16 protein-coding genes and 1 pseudogene are annotated in these 21,846 nt (G+C 62.7%); 7 read left to right on the plus strand and 10 right to left on the minus strand.

What is annotated here, in order from left to right; all coding sequences use genetic code 11:
• Positions 1-86: 86 nt before the first annotated feature.
• The 4 genes from KY494_RS13765 to KY494_RS13780 form a co-directional block, all read right to left on the minus strand.
• On the minus strand, positions 87-2,168 hold the full coding sequence (locus KY494_RS13765; protein WP_219891307.1) for an FUSC family protein: 2,082 nt from the start codon (positions 2,166-2,168) through the stop codon (positions 87-89).
• Positions 2,169-2,360: 192 nt separating this feature from the next.
• On the minus strand, positions 2,361-4,229 hold the full coding sequence (gene dxs, locus KY494_RS13770) for a 1-deoxy-D-xylulose-5-phosphate synthase (RefSeq protein ID WP_219891308.1): 1,869 nt from the start codon (positions 4,227-4,229) through the stop codon (positions 2,361-2,363).
• The gene (locus KY494_RS13775; RefSeq protein WP_374197291.1) at positions 4,230-5,135 is read right to left on the minus strand and encodes a polyprenyl synthetase family protein; all 906 of its coding nucleotides are present in this window, start codon (positions 5,133-5,135) and stop codon (positions 4,230-4,232) included.
• Complete coding sequence (locus tag KY494_RS13780; RefSeq protein ID WP_219891309.1) at positions 5,132-5,383, minus strand: exodeoxyribonuclease VII small subunit; 252 nt, start codon at positions 5,381-5,383, stop codon at positions 5,132-5,134. The genes KY494_RS13775 and KY494_RS13780 overlap by 4 nt, the downstream gene beginning before the upstream one ends.
• Positions 5,384-5,790: 407 nt before the next feature.
• Between KY494_RS13780 and KY494_RS13785 the strand changes: the two genes are divergently transcribed.
• The 3 genes from KY494_RS13785 to KY494_RS13795 are packed head-to-tail and all read left to right on the plus strand — an operon-like array spanning position 5,791 to position 8,737.
• On the plus strand, positions 5,791-6,891 hold the full coding sequence (locus KY494_RS13785; RefSeq protein WP_219891310.1) for an aromatic ring-hydroxylating dioxygenase subunit alpha: 1,101 nt from the start codon (positions 5,791-5,793) through the stop codon (positions 6,889-6,891).
• Positions 6,892-6,948: 57 nt separating this feature from the next.
• Positions 6,949-7,872: a DMT family transporter gene (locus KY494_RS13790; RefSeq protein WP_219891311.1), complete on the plus strand. Its 924-nt coding sequence runs from the start codon at positions 6,949-6,951 to the stop codon at positions 7,870-7,872.
• A gap of 13 nt (positions 7,873-7,885) precedes the next feature.
• Complete coding sequence (locus KY494_RS13795; protein ID WP_219891312.1) at positions 7,886-8,737, plus strand: sulfurtransferase; 852 nt, start codon at positions 7,886-7,888, stop codon at positions 8,735-8,737.
• Positions 8,738-8,786: 49 nt separating this feature from the next.
• On the opposite strand, the gene KY494_RS13800 is transcribed toward KY494_RS13795, so the two are convergent.
• From KY494_RS13800 to polA, 4 genes and pseudogenes are all read right to left on the minus strand, one after another.
• Complete coding sequence (locus KY494_RS13800; RefSeq protein WP_219891313.1) at positions 8,787-10,520, minus strand: ABC-F family ATP-binding cassette domain-containing protein; 1,734 nt, start codon at positions 10,518-10,520, stop codon at positions 8,787-8,789.
• Positions 10,521-10,783: 263 nt separating this feature from the next.
• Positions 10,784-11,540 (minus strand): annotated as a pseudogene (locus KY494_RS13805) (ZIP family metal transporter).
• A 243-nt stretch (positions 11,541-11,783) separates the two neighbouring features.
• Positions 11,784-12,668, minus strand: a complete 885-nt coding sequence (locus KY494_RS13810) for a dienelactone hydrolase family protein (protein ID WP_219891314.1) — start codon at positions 12,666-12,668, stop codon at positions 11,784-11,786.
• Between the two features lie 130 nt (positions 12,669-12,798).
• Positions 12,799-15,549: a DNA polymerase I gene (gene polA / locus KY494_RS13815; RefSeq protein WP_219891315.1), complete on the minus strand. Its 2,751-nt coding sequence runs from the start codon at positions 15,547-15,549 to the stop codon at positions 12,799-12,801.
• Positions 15,550-15,841: 292 nt separating this feature from the next.
• On the opposite strand from polA, the gene KY494_RS13820 reads away from it, so the two are divergent.
• The 3 genes from KY494_RS13820 to KY494_RS13830 all read left to right on the plus strand — a co-directional run bounded on the left by KY494_RS13820 (position 15,842) and on the right by KY494_RS13830 (position 18,071).
• Positions 15,842-16,237: a hypothetical protein gene (locus KY494_RS13820; protein ID WP_219135009.1), complete on the plus strand. Its 396-nt coding sequence runs from the start codon at positions 15,842-15,844 to the stop codon at positions 16,235-16,237.
• Positions 16,238-16,320: 83 nt separating this feature from the next.
• Positions 16,321-17,277, plus strand: coding sequence for a homoserine kinase (locus KY494_RS13825; RefSeq protein WP_219891316.1), 957 nt, complete (start codon positions 16,321-16,323; stop codon positions 17,275-17,277).
• A gap of 2 nt (positions 17,278-17,279) precedes the next feature.
• Entirely contained in the window at positions 17,280-18,071 is a 792-nt protein-coding gene (locus KY494_RS13830; protein WP_219891317.1) for a BPSS1780 family membrane protein, read from the plus strand.
• Positions 18,072-18,269: 198 nt separating this feature from the next.
• On the opposite strand, the gene KY494_RS13835 is transcribed toward KY494_RS13830, so the two are convergent.
• Positions 18,270-20,579 carry a UvrD-helicase domain-containing protein gene (locus KY494_RS13835; RefSeq protein WP_219891318.1) on the minus strand — a complete coding sequence of 770 codons (2,310 nt, stop codon included), beginning with the start codon at positions 20,577-20,579 and terminating at the stop codon, positions 18,270-18,272.
• Between the two features lie 109 nt (positions 20,580-20,688).
• Here KY494_RS13835 and KY494_RS13840 point away from each other — a divergent pair, with 109 nt between their 5' ends.
• The gene (locus KY494_RS13840) at positions 20,689-20,961 is read left to right on the plus strand and encodes a hypothetical protein (protein WP_219891319.1); all 273 of its coding nucleotides are present in this window, start codon (positions 20,689-20,691) and stop codon (positions 20,959-20,961) included.
• Here the strand turns inward: KY494_RS13840 and KY494_RS13845 are convergent.
• On the minus strand, positions 20,958-21,812 hold the full coding sequence (locus tag KY494_RS13845; protein ID WP_219891320.1) for a hypothetical protein: 855 nt from the start codon (positions 21,810-21,812) through the stop codon (positions 20,958-20,960). The genes KY494_RS13840 and KY494_RS13845 overlap by 4 nt on opposite strands.
• Positions 21,813-21,846: the final 34 nt, after the last annotated feature.

The raw sequence follows: 21,846 nt of genomic DNA on the forward strand, positions 1-21,846 counted from the left end.
CTCTGCCCTGCCCTACATCCATATTGGTATCGGCAAATGATAACAATGAGCAATTGCAGTCACCGCATGAACGCGTGCGGCCGGTTCTATTTTGTGACCTGCGTCAAGTTTCCCGGACTTCCCTCCGCCTGCGCCTGCACATGCTCGCGCAGCAAGCCGCGCAGCAACTGCACTTGCCCCACGGCGTCGGCCTGCAAGGCAGTCAAACCCTCGGCAGCACAAGGACCAGGCGCGCCGGCATCGGCTTCACCACGCAACAGCGCATCGATTTCCGCACTGACGGCGGCAATCCACTGCTGCAGCTCGGGCGGCGCCGGCTCGGCCTGGGGACTCAGGCTGATGCGCGCCGTGCTGCCCGCCACGCGGCGCAGCAGCGGCAAGGTGCGCAGCGCCGCCAGGCCCACGCCGGCGCTGCGGTCCAGGCGGCGCTCGATGCGCAGGCGCTGCAGCACTTGTTCCGCGTTATTGCTGGCCAGCCCCGCCTCGCGGCGCAGGCGCGCGATGGCGCTATCCCATTTACCGCCGGCCGCCAGTACGGCCAGCAAATATTTCAGGTTGGCGGACACGGCTTTTGCCAGACGCTGGTCCAGGTCGTCCGCTTCGCGGTCCGGCCACAGGAAAAACGTGGCCAGCAAGGCCAGCACGCAACCGAGCACATTGTTGCCCAGGCGGCTAGCCGCATACACCATCTCGCTGGCGGGCGCCGCATAGTCGGCCACCAGCACGAAGGCGGGCGTCATGAACAGCACGTGCAGGCTGTAGCTGACGCGGCGCAACGCCATGGTGGCGACGATCAGGGGAAACACCACCAGCGAAATCGCCAGCGGGGTATGCACGGCCAGGCCGATCAGCACGGCCAGCACGGCGCCCAGCACGCTGCCAGCGACCCGCTCGATGCCGCGCGGCCAGGTGGTCGACACGGACGGCTGCAGTATCAATAAGGTCGCCATGGTGGCCCAATAGCCGAACGGAATATGCAGCGCCTCGACCAGCAGGAAGCCGGCCGTCGTCGCCAGCGACACGCGCGCCGCATGGCGCCAGCTCAGCGACCGCGGCGTGGCGTTGACTTTCGCCGTTTGCCACGCCTGCACCAGCGCCAGGAAAGCCGCTTCGCGCCACGGCAGCCGCGCCGCGCGCGGCAAGCCCAGTTCCATGAAGTCGACGTTCAGGCGCAGCGGCAGCAAGGCGCCCAGCGCCGCTTCCAGGCGTCGTCCGCAGCCAGCCAGGCGGCGCTGCAATTCCAGGGGCGGCGTTTCCGGCTGGCGCTGCACGGCTTGCCCCAGGCGGCGCAGCAGCACGGCCATCACTTCCAGGCTGCGCCGCGCGCGCGGGTCCTGGCGCAGGCGCTGCTGCTCGCGCTCGCACGTATGCGTGACGGCGATCAGATAGGCGAAGATGCGCTCGGCGTCGCTGAGCGCCAGCAGCAAGTTGTCGTACAGGGCGCTGCGCCCGGCGCGCGCGGGCGGCACGGCGGCCAGCGCCACGCGCGCCGCTTCCAGCGCGGCGCGCGCCTGCGAGCGGTAGCTGGCGCCATGCGCGGCAACACCCGCCTGCGCGGCGTCATGTTCGAGGAAGCGCGCATTGTCGCGCGCGATGCCGGCCAGGCGCGAATACGCGGCGCGGATGGCGCGCCTGGCCGGGTTGAACGGGTGGATGCGCCAGACGGTAAAACTGAGCACGGTGGCAAACAGGCAGCCGAACATGTACAGGCCCAGGAAAGGCGCCGTCTGCGTCATCGATTCCAATGGGTGCGTGACCATCACCACGCAGGCCGTGGCCGCCAGAATGGCCACTTGCGCCGTGGCCGCGCCCCAGATGCGCGCCAGCGCGCCGGCCCAGGAAAACAGCAGCACGGCGACGGCCGCCGTCGCCACGCCATGGCCGGCCGCCAGCGCCGTCAGGCCGCCGGCCACGGTCGACAACAGGCCGAAGCCCAGCATCGAGACGAAGCGCATGCGCCGCGTGCCGGCCGCGTCGGCCAGGCAAGTCCAGAAGGCGCCGATGGCGGCCCAGGAAAAATCAGGGTGGTCGAACAGCAGGCCCAGCAGCAGCATGGCGCTGGAAGCGCAGGCGGCCCGCAAGCCCTCGGACAGATTCGTTTCATCGATGGCCAGGCTGACCATCCACAGGGGACGGCGCTGCGCCAGCTTGTCGGTATAGGCGTGCATGCCCGTCAGCCAGCGGCCGGCCAGTGCACGCGAACGGCGGTGAAGTTTCCTGAAATGCAAGGTGGACTTTGAGAAAGGTATCAAAGCGTCATCGTAGCATTCCCGGAGGATAAATGTTGCAGTGCAGCGTAAAATTCCTGCGGGTAAAAAAAGCGGCACCGCAGTGCCGCTTCTATGCGCGTACCGATACGCTTAGCTGACCATCGCCAGGCGCGGCCCTACTGCCGGGAAACGCTGCTCGATCGAGGCGGCGATGCCGGTGGCGTCCAGGCCCACGCCTTTCAGCAGTTGCACGGGGTCGCCATGGTCGATGAAGACGTCGGGCAAGCCCAGCATCAAAATCGGCTTGACGATCCCTTCGGCAGCCAGCGCCTCGGCCACGGCCGAACCGGCGCCGCCCATGATGCAGCCCTCTTCCACCGTCACCAGGTAATCGTGGTCATGCGCCAGTTGCTTCACCAGCGCCACGTCGAGCGGCTTGACGAAGCGCATGTTGGCCACCGTCGCGTCGAGCTTCTCGCCCGCCGCCACGCTCGGCGCCACCATGGAACCGAAGGCCAGGATGGCGATGCGCTTGCCCTGGCGCTTGAGCTCGCCCTTGCCGATCTCGATGCTGGTCAGTTCCGGCACGATGGCCACGCCGGCACCGGCGCCGCGCGGATAGCGGATGGCGGCCGGGCCTGGATAGTGGTAACCCGTCGTCAGCATTTGACGGCATTCGTTTTCGTCGGACGCGGCCATGACGACCATGTTCGGGATGCAGCGCAAAAACGCCATGTCGTAATTGCCCGCGTGCGTGGCGCCGTCGGCGCCCACCAGGCCGGCGCGGTCCAGCGCGAACGTCACGTCCAGGTTTTGCAGGGCCACGTCGTGGATCAACTGGTCGTAGGCGCGCTGCAGGAACGTGGAATAGATGGCCACGACGGGTTTCAAGCCCTCGCAAGCGAGGCCTGCGGCGAAGGTCACGGAATGCTGCTCGGCAATACCCACGTCAAAGTAACGGTTGGGGAATTGCTGTTCGAACTTGACCATGCCCGAGCCTTCGCGCATGGCGGGCGTGATGCCCACCAGGCGCTTGTCGTGCGCGGCCATGTCGCACAGCCAGTTGCCGAACACTTCCGTGTACGTCATCTTGCCAGGCGCCGTGGCCGGCTTGATGCCTTCCAGGGGATTGAACTTCGGCGTGCCGTGGTACAGGATTGGCTCCGCCTCGGCCAGCTTGTAGCCTTGCCCCTTCTTGGTCACCACGTGCAGGAATTGCGGGCCCTTCAATTGCTTGATATTTTGCAAGGTCGGGATCAGCGAATCGAGGTCGTGGCCATCGATGGGGCCGATATAGTTAAAACCGAATTCCTCGAACATGGTGGCGGGCACGACCATGCCCTTGGCGTGCTCTTCGAAGCGCTTCGCCAGTTCCAGCACGGGACCGGGCAAGACGGACTTGCCGACATTCTTGGCTGCCGCATAGAACTGACCCGACATCAGCCGCGCCAGGTGGCGGTTCAGCGCGCCCACGGGCGGCGAGATCGACATGTCGTTGTCGTTCAAGATCACGAGCAGGTTGACGTCTTCTTGCACGCCAGCATTGTTCATCGCCTCGAAAGCCATGCCGGCCGTCATCGAACCATCGCCGATCACGGCGATCGCGTGCAGCGGGTCGCCCTTGATCTTGGCCGCCTGCGCCATGCCCAGCGCGGCGGAAATGGACGTCGACGAGTGCGCCGTGCCAAACGTGTCGTATTCGCTCTCGTCGCGCTTCGGGAAGCCGGAAATGCCATCCTTCTGGCGCAGCGTGTGCATGCGCTCGCGCCGGCCGGTGAGAATCTTGTGCGAATAGGTCTGGTGGCCCACGTCCCAGACGATACGGTCGTGCGGCGTGTTGAACACGTAGTGCAGCGCGACGGTCAGCTCGACCGTGCCCAGGTTGGACGACAGGTGGCCGCCCGTCTTGGAGACGGAATCGAGCAGGAAGCTGCGCAATTCCTGCGCCAGCGGCACCAGTTGCGAGCGGGCCAGCTTGCGCACTTGCGCTGGTTCATTGATGGTTTCTAACAGTTTCATTTATGCCTTCCGCTGCACGACCAGGTCTGCCAGCTCGCGCAGACGGCGTGCCTTGTCCCCGAATGGCGCCAGCGCCGCATGGGCGTCGCACCGCAATTGTTCTGCCAGGGCTCGCGATGGTTCCAGCCCCAGTATCGATACGTAAGTGGGCTTGTTGGCGGCCGCATCCTTGCCCGCCGTCTTGCCCAGGGTGGCCGAATCGGCCGTGGCGTCGAGCACGTCGTCGACCACCTGGAAGGCCAGGCCGACGGCGCGCGCATACGCGTTCAGCGCCGTCATCTCGTCTGGCGTCAAGTCCTTGCCCGCCAGCGCGCCCAGGATCACGGCCGCGCGCAGCAAGGCGCCCGTTTTGAGTTGATGCATCTGTTCCAGCTGCGGCAAGGTCAAGGCCAGGCCGACACTGTCGAGGTCGATCGCCTGGCCGCCGCACATGCCGCTTGACCCGGACGCGTGCGCCAGCAGCTGGAGCATGGCCATTTGCCGCGCGGGCGGAATCGCCGCGCCATCGGCCAGCAGCATGAACGCCTGCGATTGCAGCGCGTCGCCGACCAGCAGGGCCGTCGCTTCATCGTAGGCGATGTGCACGGTTGGCTTGCCACGGCGCAAGGCATCGTCATCCATGCACGGCATGTCGTCATGCACGAGTGAATACACGTGAATCATTTCCAGCGCGCAAGCGGCGCGCGCGAGGGTATCTTGATCGGCATCAAACAATTCACCGGCCGCCATCACCAGCAGCGGACGCACGCGCTTGCCGCCGCCTAACAGCGCGTAGCGCATGGCCGCGTGCAGCTTGTGCGGCACTACGTCTGCCGCAGGCAGGAATTGGTCGAGCCGGCCTTCCACGCCGGACTGGGTCGCTTGCATCCAGTCGCCGAAGGTGACGCCGTGCACGCTGGCCATCATTGAGCGGCCTCGCCGGCATCCACGAACGGTTTCAACATGTCGCCTTCCAGTACTTTCACCTGCGCCTCGACGCTATCGAGCTGGGTAGCGCAATACTTGACCAGTTCCGAGCCGCGCTGATACGCCGCGACCGATGCTTCCAGCGGCAACTGGCCCGCTTCCATTTGCGTTACCAGCTGCGCCAGTTCCGCCATCGCCTCTTCAAACGAGGCCGGCGCTGCGACAGCGGCAGTTAATTTCTTCGACATAGACTCAGATCTCTTCGTGGCACGAGGGGTATGTAGGGAGACGCCGGGGACTCCCGGCCAGCATAGAAGCGTTATTTTAGAACAAACCACACTATTAAGTGAAAACTTAAGCGCAATCGGCCTGCTCAAAGGGGAAGACGTTACCAGCTTGGCAGTGAATTCTAGCGCAATCCCCCCCATCGGTCGGAAATTGCACCGTAAATGACAATGTTTATCATTAGAGTAGCCTATTTGCCGAAGGGGTTTGGCAATGCCGAGGCCGATACGCGCTATAATCGCCGGTTCTGTCCGAAATACCGTTTCAACAAATTTGAATTCAGGTCTTTGCGGATTCTTTCTCTCTGTAGCGGTTGCCCAGGGAATGGCCTGGGGCACTGCTGACCGTTGTACATTTATGGGGGGTTGGGATGTCCGATCTGGCTACTCACGCCAAGCTGGCGCGTTCAAACGCGCAACTTCCGGTCCACGTCTATTTTGACGAAACGCTGTTGCAGCGTGAAATGCAGCAATTGTTCCAAGCCGGCCCGCGCTATGTCGGGCACGAGCTGATGGTGCCGGAAACCGGCGATTTTGCGACCCTGGCGTCTGAGAACGAAGGGCGCATGCTCGTGCGCAACGCCAATGGCATCGAAGTGCTGTCCAACGTATGCCGCCACCGGCAGGCGCTGATGTTCAATGGCCGCGGCAATGCCAATAACATCGTCTGCCCGCTACACCGCTGGACCTACGACCTCAAGGGTGAATTGATCGGCGCGCCGCATTTCCCCGAGACGCCGTGCCTGAACCTGTCGAAAACGCCGCTGCAAAGCTGGAATGGCTTGCTGTTCGAGCAAAATGGCTACAACGTGATGGAAAAATTGAAAGATTTGTCCGTCTCGAAAGAACTCGATTTTTCCGGCTATATGTTCGACCACGTGGAAATCCACGAGTGCGACTACAACTGGAAGACTTTCATCGAAGTCTACCTCGAGGATTATCACGTGGAACCGTTCCACCCGGGCCTGGGCAGCTTCGTCAGCTGCGACGACCTGCGCTGGGAGTTCGGCAAGGATTACAGCGTGCAAACGGTGGGCGTGCACCGCGGCCTGCAGCAGGCCGGCTCGCCCGCCTACAAGAAATGGCAGGAGCAAGTACTGCAATTTCGTGGCGGCGAAGCGCCACCGTATGGCGCCATCTGGCTGACCTTGTATCCGAACATCATGGTCGAATGGTATCCGCACGTGCTGATCGTCTCGACCCTGTGGCCCGATGGTCCGCAAAAGACGCGCAACGTGGTGGAGTTCTATTACCCAGAGGAAATCGTGCTGTTCGAGCGCGACTTCGTCGAAGCGGAACGGGCTGCCTACATGGAAACCTGTGTCGAGGACGATGAAATCGCCCTGCGCATGGATGCGGGCCGCAAGGCCCTGATGGCGCGCGGCGAGAACGAAGTGGGGCCTTACCAATCACCGATGGAAGACGGCATGCAGCATTTCCACGAGTGGTACCGCAGCAATATCGAACTGTAATTCCCTCAAGGGCCGCATTGCGCGGCCCTTTTTCATTTTCATCGTCAGGATTTACTCATGCAGTCACTTTGGATGTTATTCGCCAGTTTCATGTTCGCCATCATGGGCGTGTGCGTGAAACTGGCGTCGGAGATGTATTCGACGTCCGAAATCGTCATGTACCGCGGCATCATCGGCATGACCGTCATGACTTGCACGATCCTCTATCAAGGTGGCAGCTTCAGAACCACGATGCCGGGCCAGCATCTGTGGCGCGGCGTGGTGGGCGTGATCGCCCTGTGGTTATGGTTTTATGCCATCGCCATCCTGCCGCTGGCCACGGCCATGACGCTCAATTACATGGCGCCCATCTGGATCGCCGTGATTTTGCTCGGGGGCGGCTGGTGGAAGGGCATGCAACAGGTCGAGTGGCCGCTGGTGGCGGCCATTGCCATGAGCTTTGTCGGCGTGACCCTGCTGCTGCAACCCGTGTTCGAGACGGACCAGCTGGGTGGCGCCATCACGGCCTTGATTTCCGGCATGCTGTCCGCCCTCGCCTACTTGCAGGTACGCAAACTGGGCTTGCTGGGCGAGCCCGAATACCGCGTCGTCTTCTATTTCTCGGTCGTCAATTTCCTCGCCGGCGTGATCGGCAACGTGGCCAGCGCCGGCGGCGGCCCCGTCGTCTGGCATGCGCACACGAGCGCCTACGGCATCGGCTTGCTGGCCGCCATCGGCCTGTGCGCCACCATGGCGCAGATGGCCATGACGCGCGCCTACCGCCTGGGCAAGACACTCGTGGTTGCCAATTTGCAATACACAGGCATCGTCTTTTCCAGCTTCTGGGGCGTGGTGATCTTTGGCGACCTGTTCGACTGGCATGGCTGGGCCGGCATCGGCATCATTCTCGCCTCCGGCATCGCCGCCACCTATTACAATACCCGCAACACGGCCCGTGGCGCGGCGATCGCGCGCACGGATCCCATCGCCAGCGAAGTGTAAAGGAGCGTTCCTGATGTACACCACCTTGATCCAGGCCAGCGAACTGGCCAGCCACCTGAATGACAGCGACTGGGTCATCCTCGATTGTCGCCACGACTTGCTCAACCCGACAGCCGGCAGCGACGCGTTTGCCGCCGGCCACATCCAGAACGCGCAGTTTGCCGATATCGACACGGCCCTGTCCGGTCCCAAGACGGCGCGCGGCGCGGACTTTACGGGACGGCATCCCTTGCCCGAGCGCAACGCCCTGCTGGCCACCCTGCGCGGCTGGGGCATCGATGACGACACGCAAGTCATCGCCTATGACGGGCAAGGCGGCATGTTCGCCGCCCGTTTGTGGTGGCTGCTGCGCTGGCTCGGCCACCCGAATGTGACCGTGCTCGACGGCGGCCTGGCCGCCTGGCAGGCGCAAGGTTTACCATTGGTCACACCCGTGGCACCGCGCCCTGTTGGCAATCTGAGGGAAAAAGCCAGCCTGACGCGCACGGTCAGCGTGCAGGACGTCATCGCCAACCTGGAAACCCAGGCCTTGACCGTGATCGACGCGCGCGCCCCCGACCGCTATCGCGGCGAAAACGAAACCATCGACCCCGTGGGCGGCCACATCCCCGGCGCGAAAAACCGTTTCTTCAAGGACAACTTGCAGGCGGACGGCCGCTTCAAAAACGCGGAGGAACTGCGGCGCGATTTCGGCGCCCTGTTTGACGCACCGCAAGCGGCCATCCTGCAATGCGGCTCCGGTGTGACGGCGTGCCACAACCTGCTGGCCCTGGAAGTGGCCGGTTTAAGCGGCGCGGCCCTGTATCCCGGTTCGTGGAGCGAATGGTGCGCCGATCCGGCGCGGCCGGTGGCGACGGGCAGCTAAAAAAATGGCGGACCAGATGGTCCGCCATTTTTTCACCCGTGGATAACTATTAACTTATCCCCAGCGATTGATTCAACTGCGCCAGTTCCGCCTGCCACGCCTGCTGGCTGGCCGGCTTCTGGTGGCGCGGTTTTCTCGCCTGGTCTTCCGCCAGCAATTGCTCCAGTTCGCACAAACGCTCCAGCTGCAGGTCGATGTCCGTCAGTACCGCAGACGCATGCTCCACGCGCGGCGCGGGCGTCAACGCCGGCCCGTCCTCGGCGCTCAGCCGTGCATATGCGCTGGCCGCGTCTGGCCACTCTTCCAGCTGGCCGTCGGCCACCACCCAAAAGCGGTTGCAGGCCGTTTCGATCAGGTCGCGGTCATGCGACACCAATAAACAGCCGCCTGCAAAGCCGCGCAAGGCTTGCCCCAGCTCCGCCTTGCCCTGCATGTCCAGGTGGTTGCTGGGTTCATCGAGCAACAATAAATGATAGCTGGCCAGCGACAGCCCCAGGAACAGCAGCCGCGCCCGCTCGCCACCGCTCAGGGTGGCCACCGTCTGGCCATGGCGCGCATACGGGAAACCGGCTGAAATCAAGGCTTGCTTGCGCGCCACCTGGCTGCGCGCAGCCTCGTTCTGCACGGCAAACGGGTACAGCGCGTCAGACAAATCGGCCGTATCGGCCAGTTGCTTGAGCGACTGGTCGTAATAGCCGATGTTGGCCGCGTGGTGGTAGCGCAAGTCCGCACGTTCCTCCTGTGCCTGGATCGCTTGCCAGCACAGGCGCAGCAAGGACGACTTGCCGCTGCCGTTGGCGCCCAGCAAGGCGACCCGGTCGCCCGGTTTCAGCCACAGCTGACCCATCTGGAACAGCGCGGGAGAAGCGGGCACGGCGCGCACGTCCAGCCCGTCCAGCGCCAGCAGCTGGTCGGCCGCCAGCGCCTTGCCGCGCAAACTCAAACGCCAGGGTGCGCCATCGCTGACGAACGATTGCTCGTCCTGCAGCTTGTCGATGCGCCGCTGCATGCTTTTGGCCTTGCGCGCCATGCCGACGTTATCGTAGATCTTGCCCCACAAGGCCAGGCGGGTGCTGCTGACGGCCAGGCGGTCGATTTCCTTCTGTTCGGCCGCATGTCTGGCGGCAGCGGCCACGTCCGCCTCGGCCAGCGCCGCCAGCGCGGGGCCGCACGGCAAGTCGAAATCGTACAGCCGGCTATCGCGCAAGATCCAGCTGCGCGTGGCCACGTTGTCGAGCAGGCGCTGGTCGTGCGAGACGAGGATGAAGGCGCCGCGCCATGTCAACAGGAATTGCTCCAGCCACAGCAGCGACGGCAAATCCAGGTGATTGCTCGGTTCGTCCAGCAGCAGCACGTTCGGCTCCTGCAGCAGGGCGCGCCCCAGCAGCAGCCGCGTGTGCTGGCCGCCGGACAGCGCGTGCACGGGCACTTGCGCCGTCTCGTGCTCGAAGCCTAACTCGGCCAGCAGGCTGTCGACACGCCAATGCAGTTCCGGCTGCTCCAGCACGGGCGCCAACAAGGCGTCGTACAGGCTCAGGCTGGCAAGTTCCGCCGGCAAGTGCTGCTCCACGTGCTGCAAGCGGCAGGCACGGGCGACATGGATGGTGCCGGACGTGGCTTCCCGCGTGCCGCTGAGCAAGCCCAGCAAGGTGGATTTGCCGCAGCCATTGTGGCCGATCAGGCCGATGCGGTCGCCCTGGCGCAAGGTAAAGGCGAGTTCATGGAACAGGAAACCGTCGTGGGTATCCAGCTGTAAAGCTTGGGTAGAGATAAGGGTAGTCATGGCTCTTGTCTTTGTTCGGGATGCAAGCATCCGCGTTAACAGGAGCGCTAACGACAACGGAGTACCAGGAAAGGACTCGTCTAGGAGGGTAACTTTGCTCTGGCCAGGTTATCGCAGCGCGATAGAACGTGGGCAAGAGCGGGCAAATGCGCTTAAAGAGCGTGCGCGCCACAAGGCGAGCAACAAGTTTTCTTCCATTATATTTTCCTCCTTTCTGGACAAGTTAGTCAGAAAGGCAATACTACACCCAGCGAGCCAGTGTATCAACCGCCGTGGCGTTTATGCGTCAGGAACAGCACGATACACACGCCCAGCGCGATCAAGAGCACTTGCGGAATGGTTTCGCGCAGGGTGGCGCGGCGCTGCATCTGCGGCATCAGGTCGGACAAAGCAATATAGATGAAACCGGATGAGGCGAACACGAGCACGTAAGGAATCAAATTGCTGGCGCGGTCCAGGGTGAAATAGCCGAGCAAGCCGCCGGCCACGGCCATCAGGCTGCAGCAGGTTGAAGATGTAGGCACGCAGGCGCGAAAAGCCCGCATTGAGCAGCACGATAAAATCGCCGATTTCCTGCGGAATTTCATGCGCGATGATGGCCAGGCCCGTGACCAGACCCAGCTTCGGGTCGGCCAGGAAGGCGGCCGCGATCAAAATGCCGTCCGTGAAATTGTGCATGCCGTCGCCGACCAGGATCATCCAGCCGGCCTTGCCCGCCTCGTGCTTGTCGTGGCCGTGCGCATGCTGGTGACCATCGCCTTCGTGGTGGTGCGAATGGCGCAGGATGGCGAATTTTTCCAGCATGAAGAAGGCCAGCAAGCCCGCCAGCAGGGTGGCGAACAGGCTGCGCGGGTCCGCTTGCGATTCGAACGCTTCGGGCAAGGCGTGCAGCAAGGACGTCGACAGCATGATGCCGACGGACAAGCTGACCATGCGCTCGACCACCTTGGACAGGAATGCAAACGAAAAGATCGCCGCCGCGGTAATGCTGAAGACGCCCGCGATCGTGGTCGCGAGCAAAATGGATATAAGGACGGGATCGATGATTTTCTTACCTCAAAATGGCGCCGGGTCACTGGCGCCCGCGATGCTGGCGTCTGGCCTGATGAATGCGTTGTTATCTATTATTTAATTTTTTGCGCGTTTGGCGGCAGCGTGGCGCGATGAAGATGCAATTGTACTGCATTGGCGCGCACCGGGCATTACAGCCCGGTGCGTCTTTCGGTTCAATTTCCGGAAAATTCAGGTATTTTCTGTTGCGGCTCACGCCACGCCGTGTGTCTTGAACCAGGCTAAACAACGCGCATAGCCGTCTTTCGCATCGGCCGCCACATAGCTGGGGCGATAATCGGCGTTGAAGGCGTGGCCCGCATCGGGATACACGACAAACTCGGATTGGTTGCCGCCCTTGGCCAGCGCCTCCTTCATCTTCGCGATCGATTCCTGCGTGATGCCCGTATCCTTGCCGCCATACAAGCCCAGCACGGGGACCTTCAAGGTCGGGGCGATATCGATGGGGTTGCTCGGCTGCAGGGCAGTCGCTTCGCCCACCAGGCGGCCATACCAGGCCACGCCCGCCTTGACGGCCGGATTGTGCGCCGCGTACAGCCAGGTGATGCGCCCGCCCCAGCAAAAGCCCGTGATGCCCAGGCGGCTCGTGTCGCCGCCATTCTGTTTCGCCCACGCAACAACCGCATCGAGGTCCGTCATCACTTGCGCATCCGGCGTCTTGGCGATGATGCCTTTCATGAGTTCCGGAATACTGCTGACCTTGGTGGGATCGCCCTGGCGCACGAACAGGTCGGGCGCCAGCGCCAGGTAGCCCTGCTTGGCGAAGCGGCGCGCCATGTCGGCGATATGTTCATGCACGCCAAAGATTTCCGAAATGACCAACACGACGGGCAAACCCGTCTTGCCCTCCGGCTGGGCCGCATACACGGGCACGGCCTGGCCATCGACCATCACCGACATGGTGCCCGTGACGAGCCCGGCGGAATCCGTCTTGATGACGTTTTGCGCCGCCACGGGCAGCACGGCCACGGCAAAGCCCGCGCCCAGCGCCACCTTCAGGAAACCACGCCGGCCGTCCGGCCCGGACAAGCTGCTCTGGCCCAGCAAACTTTCACAATCGGTGATCATGTCGCTCATGCGTTTCTCCTGAAGGGTGTGTTGACAAAAAAATGTCGGCTTACGCTGCGCCAAGCCGACCTACGGTCATTGCTCAAGTAAGCATGTAGGTCGGCTTAGCGGGGCATGCCCCGCGTAAGCCGACGCAGCATCAATGCGCTTCGTCCCAGTTCTTGCCTACGCCTACCTCGGCCGTCAGTGGCACCTTCAGCGCGGCCACGCCCGCCATCAGTTCCGGCAGCTTGCGCTTGACCAGTTCCAGCTCCGCGTCCGGCACTTCCAGCACCAGTTCATCGTGCACCTGCATGATCATCTTCGTTTGCAAGCCGTCCATTTCCAGCCAGCCTTGCACGGCGATCATGGCCAGCTTGATCAGGTCGGCGGCCGTGCCCTGCATCGGCGCGTTGATCGCGGCCCGTTCCGCGCCCTGGCGGCGCGGGCCGTTCGGCGAATTGATTTCCGGCAACCACAAACGGCGGCCGAACACGGTTTCCACGTAGCCGCGCGCCTTCGCTTGCTGGCGCGTGTCTTCCATGTACTGTTTTACGCCAGAAAAACGGGCAAAGTAGCGGTCGATATAGCTTTGCGCGGCCGTGCGGTCCACGCCCAGGTTACCGGCCAGGCCGAATGCGCTCATGCCGTAGATCAGCCCGAAGTTGATGACCTTGGCATAGCGGCGCTGCTCGCTCTGCACTTCCGCGGCCGGCACGCCGAAGATCTCGGCCGCCGTGGCGCGGTGAATGTCGATGCCGTCGGCAAATGCGCGCAGCATGGCTTCATCGCCCGAGATATGCGCCATGATGCGCAATTCGATCTGCGAATAGTCGGCCGAAACGATGTGGCTGCCGGGCGGCGCGATGAACGCTTCGCGGATGCGCCGGCCTTCCGCGCTGCGGATGGGGATATTCTGCAAGTTCGGGTCGTTCGACGCCAAACGCCCCGTCACGGCCACGGCTTGCGCATAGTTCGTGTGCACCCGGCCCGTGGTGACGTTGATCATCTTCGGCAATTTGTCCGTGTAGGTCGATTTCAGCTTGGCCATGCCGCGGTACTCGAGCAGCACTTTCGGCAGCGGATAATCCTCGGCCAGCTTTTGCAGCACTTCTTCATCCGTCGACGGCGCGCCCGTCGGGGTTTTTTTAATTACCGGCAACTTCAACTTTTCAAAGAAGATTTCGCCGATCTGCTTGGGCGAACCCAGGTTGAACGGCTGCTCGGCCAGTTCATACGCCTTCTTTTCCAGTTCTAAAATCTTCACGGCCAGCTCGGCCGACTGGATGTTGAGCAATTCATCGTCGATCAGCACGCCGTTGCGCTCGATCTTTTGCAGGACCACGGCCGTCGGCATCTCGATCTTTTCATAGATGAAGGTGAGTTTTTCATCATTCGCCACATTGCCCCACATGGCATTGTGCAAGCGCAAGGTGACGTCGGCATCCTCGGCCGCGTATTTCGCCGCCTGCTCCACCTCGACCTGATTGAAGGTGATCTGCTTGGCGCCCTTGCCGCACACATCCTCGAACGGGATCGTCGTGTAATTCAGGTGGCGCAGGGCCAGGCTGTCCATGTCGTGTTTCTTGTGCGACTCGAACACATACGATTCAAGCAAGGTATCGTGGGCGATGCCGCGCAGGGTCACGCCATGGTTGGCGAAGATGTGGCTGTCATACTTGAGGTTCTGCCCCAGCTTGGGTTTATTTTCATCTTCCAGCCACGGGCGCAGTTTCGCCAGTACGTGCTCGCGGGTCAGCTGATCCGGCGCGCCCGCATAATCGTGCGCCAGCGGGATGTAGCAGGCGGCGTGTTCGGCCACCGACAGGGAAATGCCGACCATTTGCGCCGTCATCGGTTCCAGCGAAGTGGTTTCCGTGTCCACGGCGCTCAAAGGCGCCGCATCGATCAGGGCGATCCATTTATCGAGCTGCTCGTCCGTCAGCACGGTTTCATACACGGCTTCCACCGCTGGGGCCGCATCGGCGAACATGTCGCCCGTGGTGTTCGTCGTGGCTACAGGTGCGCCGACGGGCGACATCGGCGGCGGCGCCGCGCCCAGCTCGCGCAGCAGGGCCTTGAAGCCGTAGCGGTTGAAGAAGGCCAGCAGCGCTTCCTTGTCTTCGTGCTTCGCCACCAGCGAGTCGGCGATGGTCGTCATGTGCCCCGACAGATCGCAATCGGTCTTGACGGTGATCAAAGCGCGCGCCTGCGGCAGCCATGGCAGGGCCGTGCGCAAGTGTTCACCGACGGCGCCGCCCACCTTGGCCGCGTTTTCCATCACGCCTTCCAGGCTGTCATACAAGGTCAGCCACTTGACGGCCGTCTTCGGGCCGCATTTCGATACACCCGGCACGTTGTCCACGGTATCGCCGATCAGCGACAGATAATCGATGATGCGGTTCGGCGGCACGCCGAACTTGGCCAGCACGGCCGCTTCGTCGAGCTTTTCATTGCTCATGGTATTGATCAGGGTCACCTGGCTGTTGACCAGCTGCGCCAGGTCCTTGTCGCCCGTGGACACCACCACGTTCATGCCGGCGGCGGCCGCCTGCACGGCCAGGGTGCCAATCACGTCATCGGCTTCCACGCCGTCGACCATCAAAATGGGCCAGCCCATGGCGCGCACGGCTTCGTGGATGGGTTCGATCTGCAAGCGCAGGTCGTCCGGCATCGAGGCGCGCGTGGCCTTGTACTCGGGATACATATCATCGCGGAAAGTTTTACCCTTGGCATCGAACACGCAGGCGATGTAGGCGGCCGGGTAATCGGCGCGCAGGCGGCGCAGCATGTTGACCATGCCGTGCATGGCGCCCGTGGGATAGCCGTCCGGGCTGCGCAGGTCGGGCAGCGCATGGAAGGCGCGATAAAGGTAACTGGAACCGTCGACTAACAGCAGGGTGTTTTGCATAATGCCAATAAAATAAGGTGAGCCGCGCCAACCGGGAAGAAACAGCGGCGGGCGGGTGGAAGTTCGCCCAATTATCGCAGAGTTTAGGGCCGCGCCACCGGCCGCAACGCGTCTCGTTCCTGCCGTTTTTGCCACTCTGGCGGCCCCGTGCGGGCACGCGGGCTGCCACTGCCAGCCATTTCCGCGCATTTAAACAGCATTGCCTACCAGTTTGTTACAATGCCTTATAGATAAATTGACGGCAATACACCACTGCACGCGCTGCAGTCCCACACATGGAAGCGAACCCATCATGATGCGTACATCGACACTCTGGACATTCCTCGCCCTGCCCCTGCTGGCAGGTTCGGCCATTGCCAGCGCCCAGACGCCGGCCAAACCGAGCGAAGCGCCGCCACAGCTCGAACGTATCGAGGAAATGGGCGAAGCGCCCATCACCGTGGCGCCGGCCCCCGCCAAGCAGCAGATTACCGAAAAACGCGAAGCGGGTGTCACCAGCGAAGTGAAAGTCACCAGCGGCGGCAGCACCTATTACATGAAACCGGCCGCCGGCGCCGACCAGGCCAACGGCAACGCCCTGCGCGGCCCGCAATGGAAAGTGCTGGAATTTGATCTGGGCAAGAAGAAACAGAAACAACGCGATGAAGAGGCAGCGGACGCGCCAGCACCGCCCGCAGCAGCGAAGTAAGCAATCACTCTCTTCTGCCCTGCCCCGGCCACCTGCGGGGCAGTCGGCTTTTTTTGACCTTTTAGACCATTCTTCCCTTTCCCATGGCAGTTTTTACCGCGCTACACCTGGACGATATCGGCCAGTGGATCACGCAGTTTCCACTCGGCAAACCTCTGGCGCTCAAGGGCATCGCCTCCGGCATCGAAAACAGCAATTTCTTCCTGAGCACGGAGCGCGGCGAGTACGTGCTGACGATCTTTGAAAACCTCAGCTTCGAGCAATTGCCGTTCTATCTGCAACTGATGCGCCATTTGGCGGACCGGGGCGTGCTGGTGCCCGCGCCGATCGCCAACGCGGATGGCCAGCTGGTGACGGCCCTGCAAGGCAAGCCGGCCGCCATCGTCAGCAAACTCGACGGTAGCTCGCAGATGGCGCCGCAAGCCGTGCATTGCGCCGCTGTCGGCGCCATGCTGGCAAAGATGCACCTGGCGGCGCAGGACTTCCCCCTGCAGCAGCCGAATTTGCGGGGGCTGCAGTGGTGGAACGCCACCACGCCGCTGGTCTTGCACCATCTCGACGATGCCAAGGCGCATTTGCTGCGCGCGGAAATCCATTTCCAGGACGCCTTTGCTGCCTGCGATACCTATAAAGCCATCCCGCGCGGTCCCGTGCATGCCGACTTGTTCCGCAACAACGTCATGTTTGACGGCGAGCAACTGACGGGCTTTTTCGACTTTTACTTTGCCGGCTGCGACACCTGGCTGTTCGATGTGGCCGTCACCGTCAACGACTGGTGCGTGGACCTGGCCACGGGCGTGCTCGACAAGGCGAGAGTGCGCGCCCTGCTCGACGCCTACCGCGCCGTGCGCCCGTTCACGCACGAAGAACAGACGGCATGGCAAGCGATGCTGCGCGCCGCCGCGCTGCGCTTCTGGCTGTCGCGCCTGTACGATTATTACCAGCCGCGCGAAGCGGAAATGCTGACCCCGCACGACCCCACGCATTTCGAACGCATTCTGCGCGAACGTATCGCCACACCTGCCCCGGAACTGTTTTAAACATGGAAAAATTACCTGCAAGTACAGGTTGGCAATGGGTGAAACAGGGATTCTCCCTGTTTCGCAAGCAACCTGGCGGCATGTCGATGCTGTTTCTCGGCTATATGTTCTGCATGCTGGCCGTCAGCATCGTGCCCGTGCTGGGACAAATGCTGCCCGTCATCCTCGTGCCCGTGTTTTCCATCGCCTTCGTGCAAGGCTGCCTGAATATCGACCAGGGCAAGCGCGTCTTGCCCAGCCTGTTGATCTCGGGCTTCCGCAAGCCCGCGCTTCCTTCCCTGCTGGGCCTGGGCGTGCTGTACATCCTGATGGCCATCGTTGCCATTGGCGCCTCGACCCTGGTGGACGACGGCTTGCTGTGGCAACTGGTCACGGGGCAATTGACGGAAGAAGCGGCGCGCGCCGCCATCCCCGAATCGCGCCTGGGTCTGGGCATCCTGCTGGCCATCGTGCTGTATGTGCCCGCCGCCATGGCCTTCTGCTTTGCCGCGCCGCTGATTTACTGGAAACAAACCGGCCTGGGCAAGTCGCTGTTCTTCAGCTTTTTCGCCGTCTGGCGCTCGCTGTCGGCCTTCATCGTCTTCGCTTCCACCTGGTTCGCCATCAGCGTCGTCACCAGCCAGTTGCTGGCCGTCATCTTTGGCCGCACGCCGCTGATGATGCAGCTGATGATGCCGCTGTCGATGATACTCACCATCATCATGCATTGCTCGTTCTACGCCGCCTACCGCCAGATCTTCGGCCTGCCCGTCGATGAGAGCAAGACGGTGTCGCTGGACAAGACCGGCGAGTGATCGCCGGCCAGATGTAAAAAGGGGCAGCCTGCGCAGGCTGCCCCTTTTTATATATCGAATGCCTTGCACGCCAACAATGTTGTCGGATTACGCTGCGCTAATCCGACCTACGCGCCAGACCAGATCACCGTTCCAGGCGTAGGTCGGATTAGCCGGAGGCGTAATCCGACGCCATCGTCAGCCATCCCGCGTTCTACATCACCGTCCCAGCCGTTCCAGCTTGGCAATCCCCAGGTCCAGCACCTTCATGCCGTGCTGGCCGAAGTTGATTTGCGCGCGCGCATTGCCGCCGCCGCCTTCGATATTGACGATCACGCCTTCGCCGAACTTGGCGTGCGCCACCGATTCGCCGATGCGCCAGCCGCCGCCCGTGGCTTTTTGCGCGATCTTTTGCGCAATGGCATTGTCCGAACCGAGGCTGGCCACCTTGGGCGCCTCGTCCCAGGCCGACTTGCGGTTGCCGAACCAGTTCGCCTGCACCTTCGGCGACAGCCATTTCAGCGCTTCTTCCGGCAATTCGTCAAAGAAGCGCGACTTCATGTTGTAGCGCGTCTGGCCGTGCAGCATGCGCGTCTGCGCAAAGCTCATGTACAGCCGCTTGCGCGCGCGCGTGATGGCCACGTACATCAGCCGGCGTTCCTCTTCCACGCCATTGTCTTCCTTCGAGCTGCTTTCGTGCGGGAACAGGCCCTCTTCCAGGCCGGTAATGAACACGTTGTCGAATTCCAGGCCCTTGGCCGAGTGCACCGTCATCATCTGCAGCGCATCCTGGCCCGCCTGCGCCTGGTTGTCCCCGGCTTCCAGCGACGCGTGCGACAGGAAAGCGGAGAGCGGCGACATCACGGCCGGCAACGGCGCGTCCGCATCGAGTATCTCGATGCCATCCTGGTTGACGACGGGCACGCCCGACTGCGCCTGGGCGGCTGGCCCCAGATGGGCCGGTGCCGCCGGGCCGAAACCTTCCTCGGAAACGAACTGGCTGGCTGCGCTGACCATCTGCTCCAGATTCTCGATGCGGTCGGCTCCTTCCTTTTCATTCTGATAATGCTGCAGCAAGGTACTCGCTTCCAGCACGACTCTGACCATTTCCGGCAAGGATAGTTGCTGCGTTTCGAAACGCACGCCTTCGATCAGCTTGACGAAGCCGGCCAGCACGCTGCCCGCCTTGCCCGCCACATACGGCACGGACGCGTACAGCGAGATGCCGTACTGCTCGGACGCGGCCTGCAATTGCTCGATCGAGCGCATGCCGATACCGCGCGTGGGGAAATTGACCACGCGCAAGAAAGCGGAGTCATTATGCGGATTGTCCATCAATTGCAAATAGGCAATCGCGTGCTTGACCTCGGCGCGCTGGAAGTAACGCTGGCCGCCATACACGTGGTACGGAATACTGGCTGAAAACAGCGCATGTTCGATCACGCGCGACTGCGCATTCGAGCGGTACAGAATCGCGATTTCGCTGCGCGAGGCGCCATCGGCGATCAGGCTTTTCGCCTCTTCGATGATCCACTGCGCTTCCTGCAAGTCGGAACTGGCTTCATACACGCGCACCTGCTCGCCATGGCCCGCGTCCGTGCGCAGATTCTTGCCCAGGCGCTTGCTATTGTTCGCGATCAACACGTTGGCGCTGTCGAGGATGTGGCCGTGCGAGCGGTAGTTCTGCTCCAGCTTGATCAAGTTCTTCACCTGGAACTCGTGCTCGAAGGCGCTCATGTTGCCCACATTCGCGCCGCGGAAGGCGTAGATGCTCTGGTCATCGTCGCCCACGGCAAACAGGGCGCCGCCATCGCGGCTGCCGTGGCCGGCCAGCAATTTCAACCAGTTGTATTGCAGATTATTCGTATCCTGGAACTCGTCCACGAGGATATGGCGGAAGCGCGCCTGGTAGTGTTCGCGCAACGGCTGGTTGCGGCTCAGCAATTCATACGTGCGCAGCAGCAATTCCGCAAAATCGACGACGCCTTCGCGCTGGCACTGGTCGTCATACAGCTGGTACAGCTCGACCATCTTGCGCTCGTGTGCGTCGTACGCTTCCACGTCCGTGGCGCGCAAGCCCTGGTCCTTGGCGTTGTTGATGAAATACATCACCGTCTTCGGCGGGAATTTTTCATCATCGATATTGTTCGCCTTCAACAAGCGCTTGATCACGGATAGCTGATCCTGCGAATCGAGGATCTGGAACGTTTGCGGCAAGGCCGCGTCGCGGTAGTGCGTGCGCAGCAAGCGGTTGCACAGGCCGTGAAAGGTACCGATCCACATGCCGCGCGTGTTGATTGGCAGCATGGCCGACAGGCGCGTGAGCATCTCCTTGGCGGCTTTATTGGTAAACGTCACGGCCAGGATGCCGGGCGGCGATACCTGCTGGGTCTGGATCAGCCACGCGATGCGGGTGGTCAGCACGCGGGTCTTGCCCGAACCGGCGCCAGCCAGGATCAGCGCATGCTGGGCCGGCAAGGTGACGGCGGCGTATTGTTCGGGATTGAGGTTGTGAAGAAGATTTTGCATCCCGTGATTATACCGGCATGGCTAAAAATACTGTGCATTTGTCCAGCGGTCGCGCCAGTTTTCCATGTGCGCGCTACAATCGGCGTCCCCACACAGCGGCCTGTATCCCATGACACCACCCACCCACCTCGACGGCGCCCGCGTACTGGCCTGGGCCTGGTCCGACCTGCCGTTCGGCCATGTCGCCGACGAGCACGGCGCCGCCCCCGTCGCCATCCACGGCCTGGCCGTATGCCGCTACGGCGACGAGGCGCGCGTGTACCGTTTCAGCTGCGACTCTCGCTGGGAAACCGTGCAGGATGAGGTATATGCCGGCGAGGACGAGGCCAGGGGGCAGCTGCCGGCGCAATACCGCGCCGTGGCCGCCTGGAACCAAATCTAGCGCACCAGCCTGGCCTTGCCTTCGCTGAGCGCCTGGGCACTCACCTGGCGCGTGGTCTTGTCGGCGGCTTTTGTCGCCTTTTCCTGCTGGCGTCCCAGCGCTTCCATTTGCTTGCCCAGCGTTTCCATCGGCTTGCCGCGCTGATCCATCTGGCGCGACAGCACATCCACCTTGTCCGCCTCGCGTTCTTGCGCGGCGGCAATGCGGTCGTTGACCTCTTCCATGGCGTCCTGCGCATCTTCCATCTGCTGCTGCAGGCGTTCCACCTCGCGTGCGGCCGCGCGGCGCGCCGTCTCCGTGGTCGCCTGCGCCTGGCGACGTGCCGCCTCGCCCATCTTGCGGCCCAGTTCCTGCTGCTGGCGGCCCAGCGCCTGCAGTTGCGCCACATCGCGCGCGCCGACGTTCGCCTGCGCCGCGCCATGGGCGCCCATCTTGCTGCCCAGTTCGCCCATCGCCTTGCCATGCTCGCTCATCTGCTTGCCCAGGCCGCTCATCTGAAAACCCAGATCTTGCGACGGCTTCCAGGCGTCGCGTACGCGGGCCAGCAGCGCGGCATCCTGCGTCACATAGCCCTTGCCCCGGTCGCGGAACCACAGGAACTGCCCCTTGAGCGAGCGCTGCAGCTGCTTGATCTGCTGGCCATCGACATCGGTGCCGGCCATGGTGACGCTATCCTCGCTGCTGTCGACGAGCGCATAGCCATCGCCGCTGCCCATGGAAATATTGATTTGCTTGCTGGGCGGCGCGGGCGGGGCCGGTGGCGCGGGCGGCTGCGGCGGCTGCACGGCCAGCGCGCTGCCGCCAAGCACGATACCGGCCAGGCTGAGGATCAAACGGTGGGAAGTGGACATGGCTGCCTCGTCGCAAAAGTAGTGGAGCGTTGAC

The organism is Janthinobacterium sp. PAMC25594 (assembly GCF_019443505.1).
Lineage (GTDB): Bacteria > Pseudomonadota > Gammaproteobacteria > Burkholderiales > Burkholderiaceae_D > Janthinobacterium.

Coding starts and splice junctions, on each gene's coding strand:
- KY494_RS13765 (WP_219891307.1), bottom strand. CDS start 2,168: ATGCACGCCTATACCGACAAGCTGGCGCAGCGCCGTCCCCTGTGGATG.
- dxs (WP_219891308.1), bottom strand. CDS start 4,229: ATGAAACTGTTAGAAACCATCAATGAACCAGCGCAAGTGCGCAAGCTG.
- KY494_RS13775 (WP_374197291.1), bottom strand. CDS start 5,135: ATGATGGCCAGCGTGCACGGCGTCACCTTCGGCGACTGGATGCAAGCG.
- KY494_RS13780 (WP_219891309.1), bottom strand. CDS start 5,383: ATGTCGAAGAAATTAACTGCCGCTGTCGCAGCGCCGGCCTCGTTTGAA.
- KY494_RS13785 (WP_219891310.1), top strand. CDS start 5,791: ATGTCCGATCTGGCTACTCACGCCAAGCTGGCGCGTTCAAACGCGCAA.
- KY494_RS13790 (WP_219891311.1), top strand. CDS start 6,949: ATGCAGTCACTTTGGATGTTATTCGCCAGTTTCATGTTCGCCATCATG.
- KY494_RS13795 (WP_219891312.1), top strand. CDS start 7,886: ATGTACACCACCTTGATCCAGGCCAGCGAACTGGCCAGCCACCTGAAT.
- KY494_RS13800 (WP_219891313.1), bottom strand. CDS start 10,520: ATGACTACCCTTATCTCTACCCAAGCTTTACAGCTGGATACCCACGAC.
- KY494_RS13810 (WP_219891314.1), bottom strand. CDS start 12,668: ATGAGCGACATGATCACCGATTGTGAAAGTTTGCTGGGCCAGAGCAGC.
- polA (WP_219891315.1), bottom strand. CDS start 15,549: ATGCAAAACACCCTGCTGTTAGTCGACGGTTCCAGTTACCTTTATCGC.
- KY494_RS13820 (WP_219135009.1), top strand. CDS start 15,842: ATGATGCGTACATCGACACTCTGGACATTCCTCGCCCTGCCCCTGCTG.
- KY494_RS13825 (WP_219891316.1), top strand. CDS start 16,321: ATGGCAGTTTTTACCGCGCTACACCTGGACGATATCGGCCAGTGGATC.
- KY494_RS13830 (WP_219891317.1), top strand. CDS start 17,280: ATGGAAAAATTACCTGCAAGTACAGGTTGGCAATGGGTGAAACAGGGA.
- KY494_RS13835 (WP_219891318.1), bottom strand. CDS start 20,579: ATGCAAAATCTTCTTCACAACCTCAATCCCGAACAATACGCCGCCGTC.
- KY494_RS13840 (WP_219891319.1), top strand. CDS start 20,689: ATGACACCACCCACCCACCTCGACGGCGCCCGCGTACTGGCCTGGGCC.
- KY494_RS13845 (WP_219891320.1), bottom strand. CDS start 21,812: ATGTCCACTTCCCACCGTTTGATCCTCAGCCTGGCCGGTATCGTGCTT.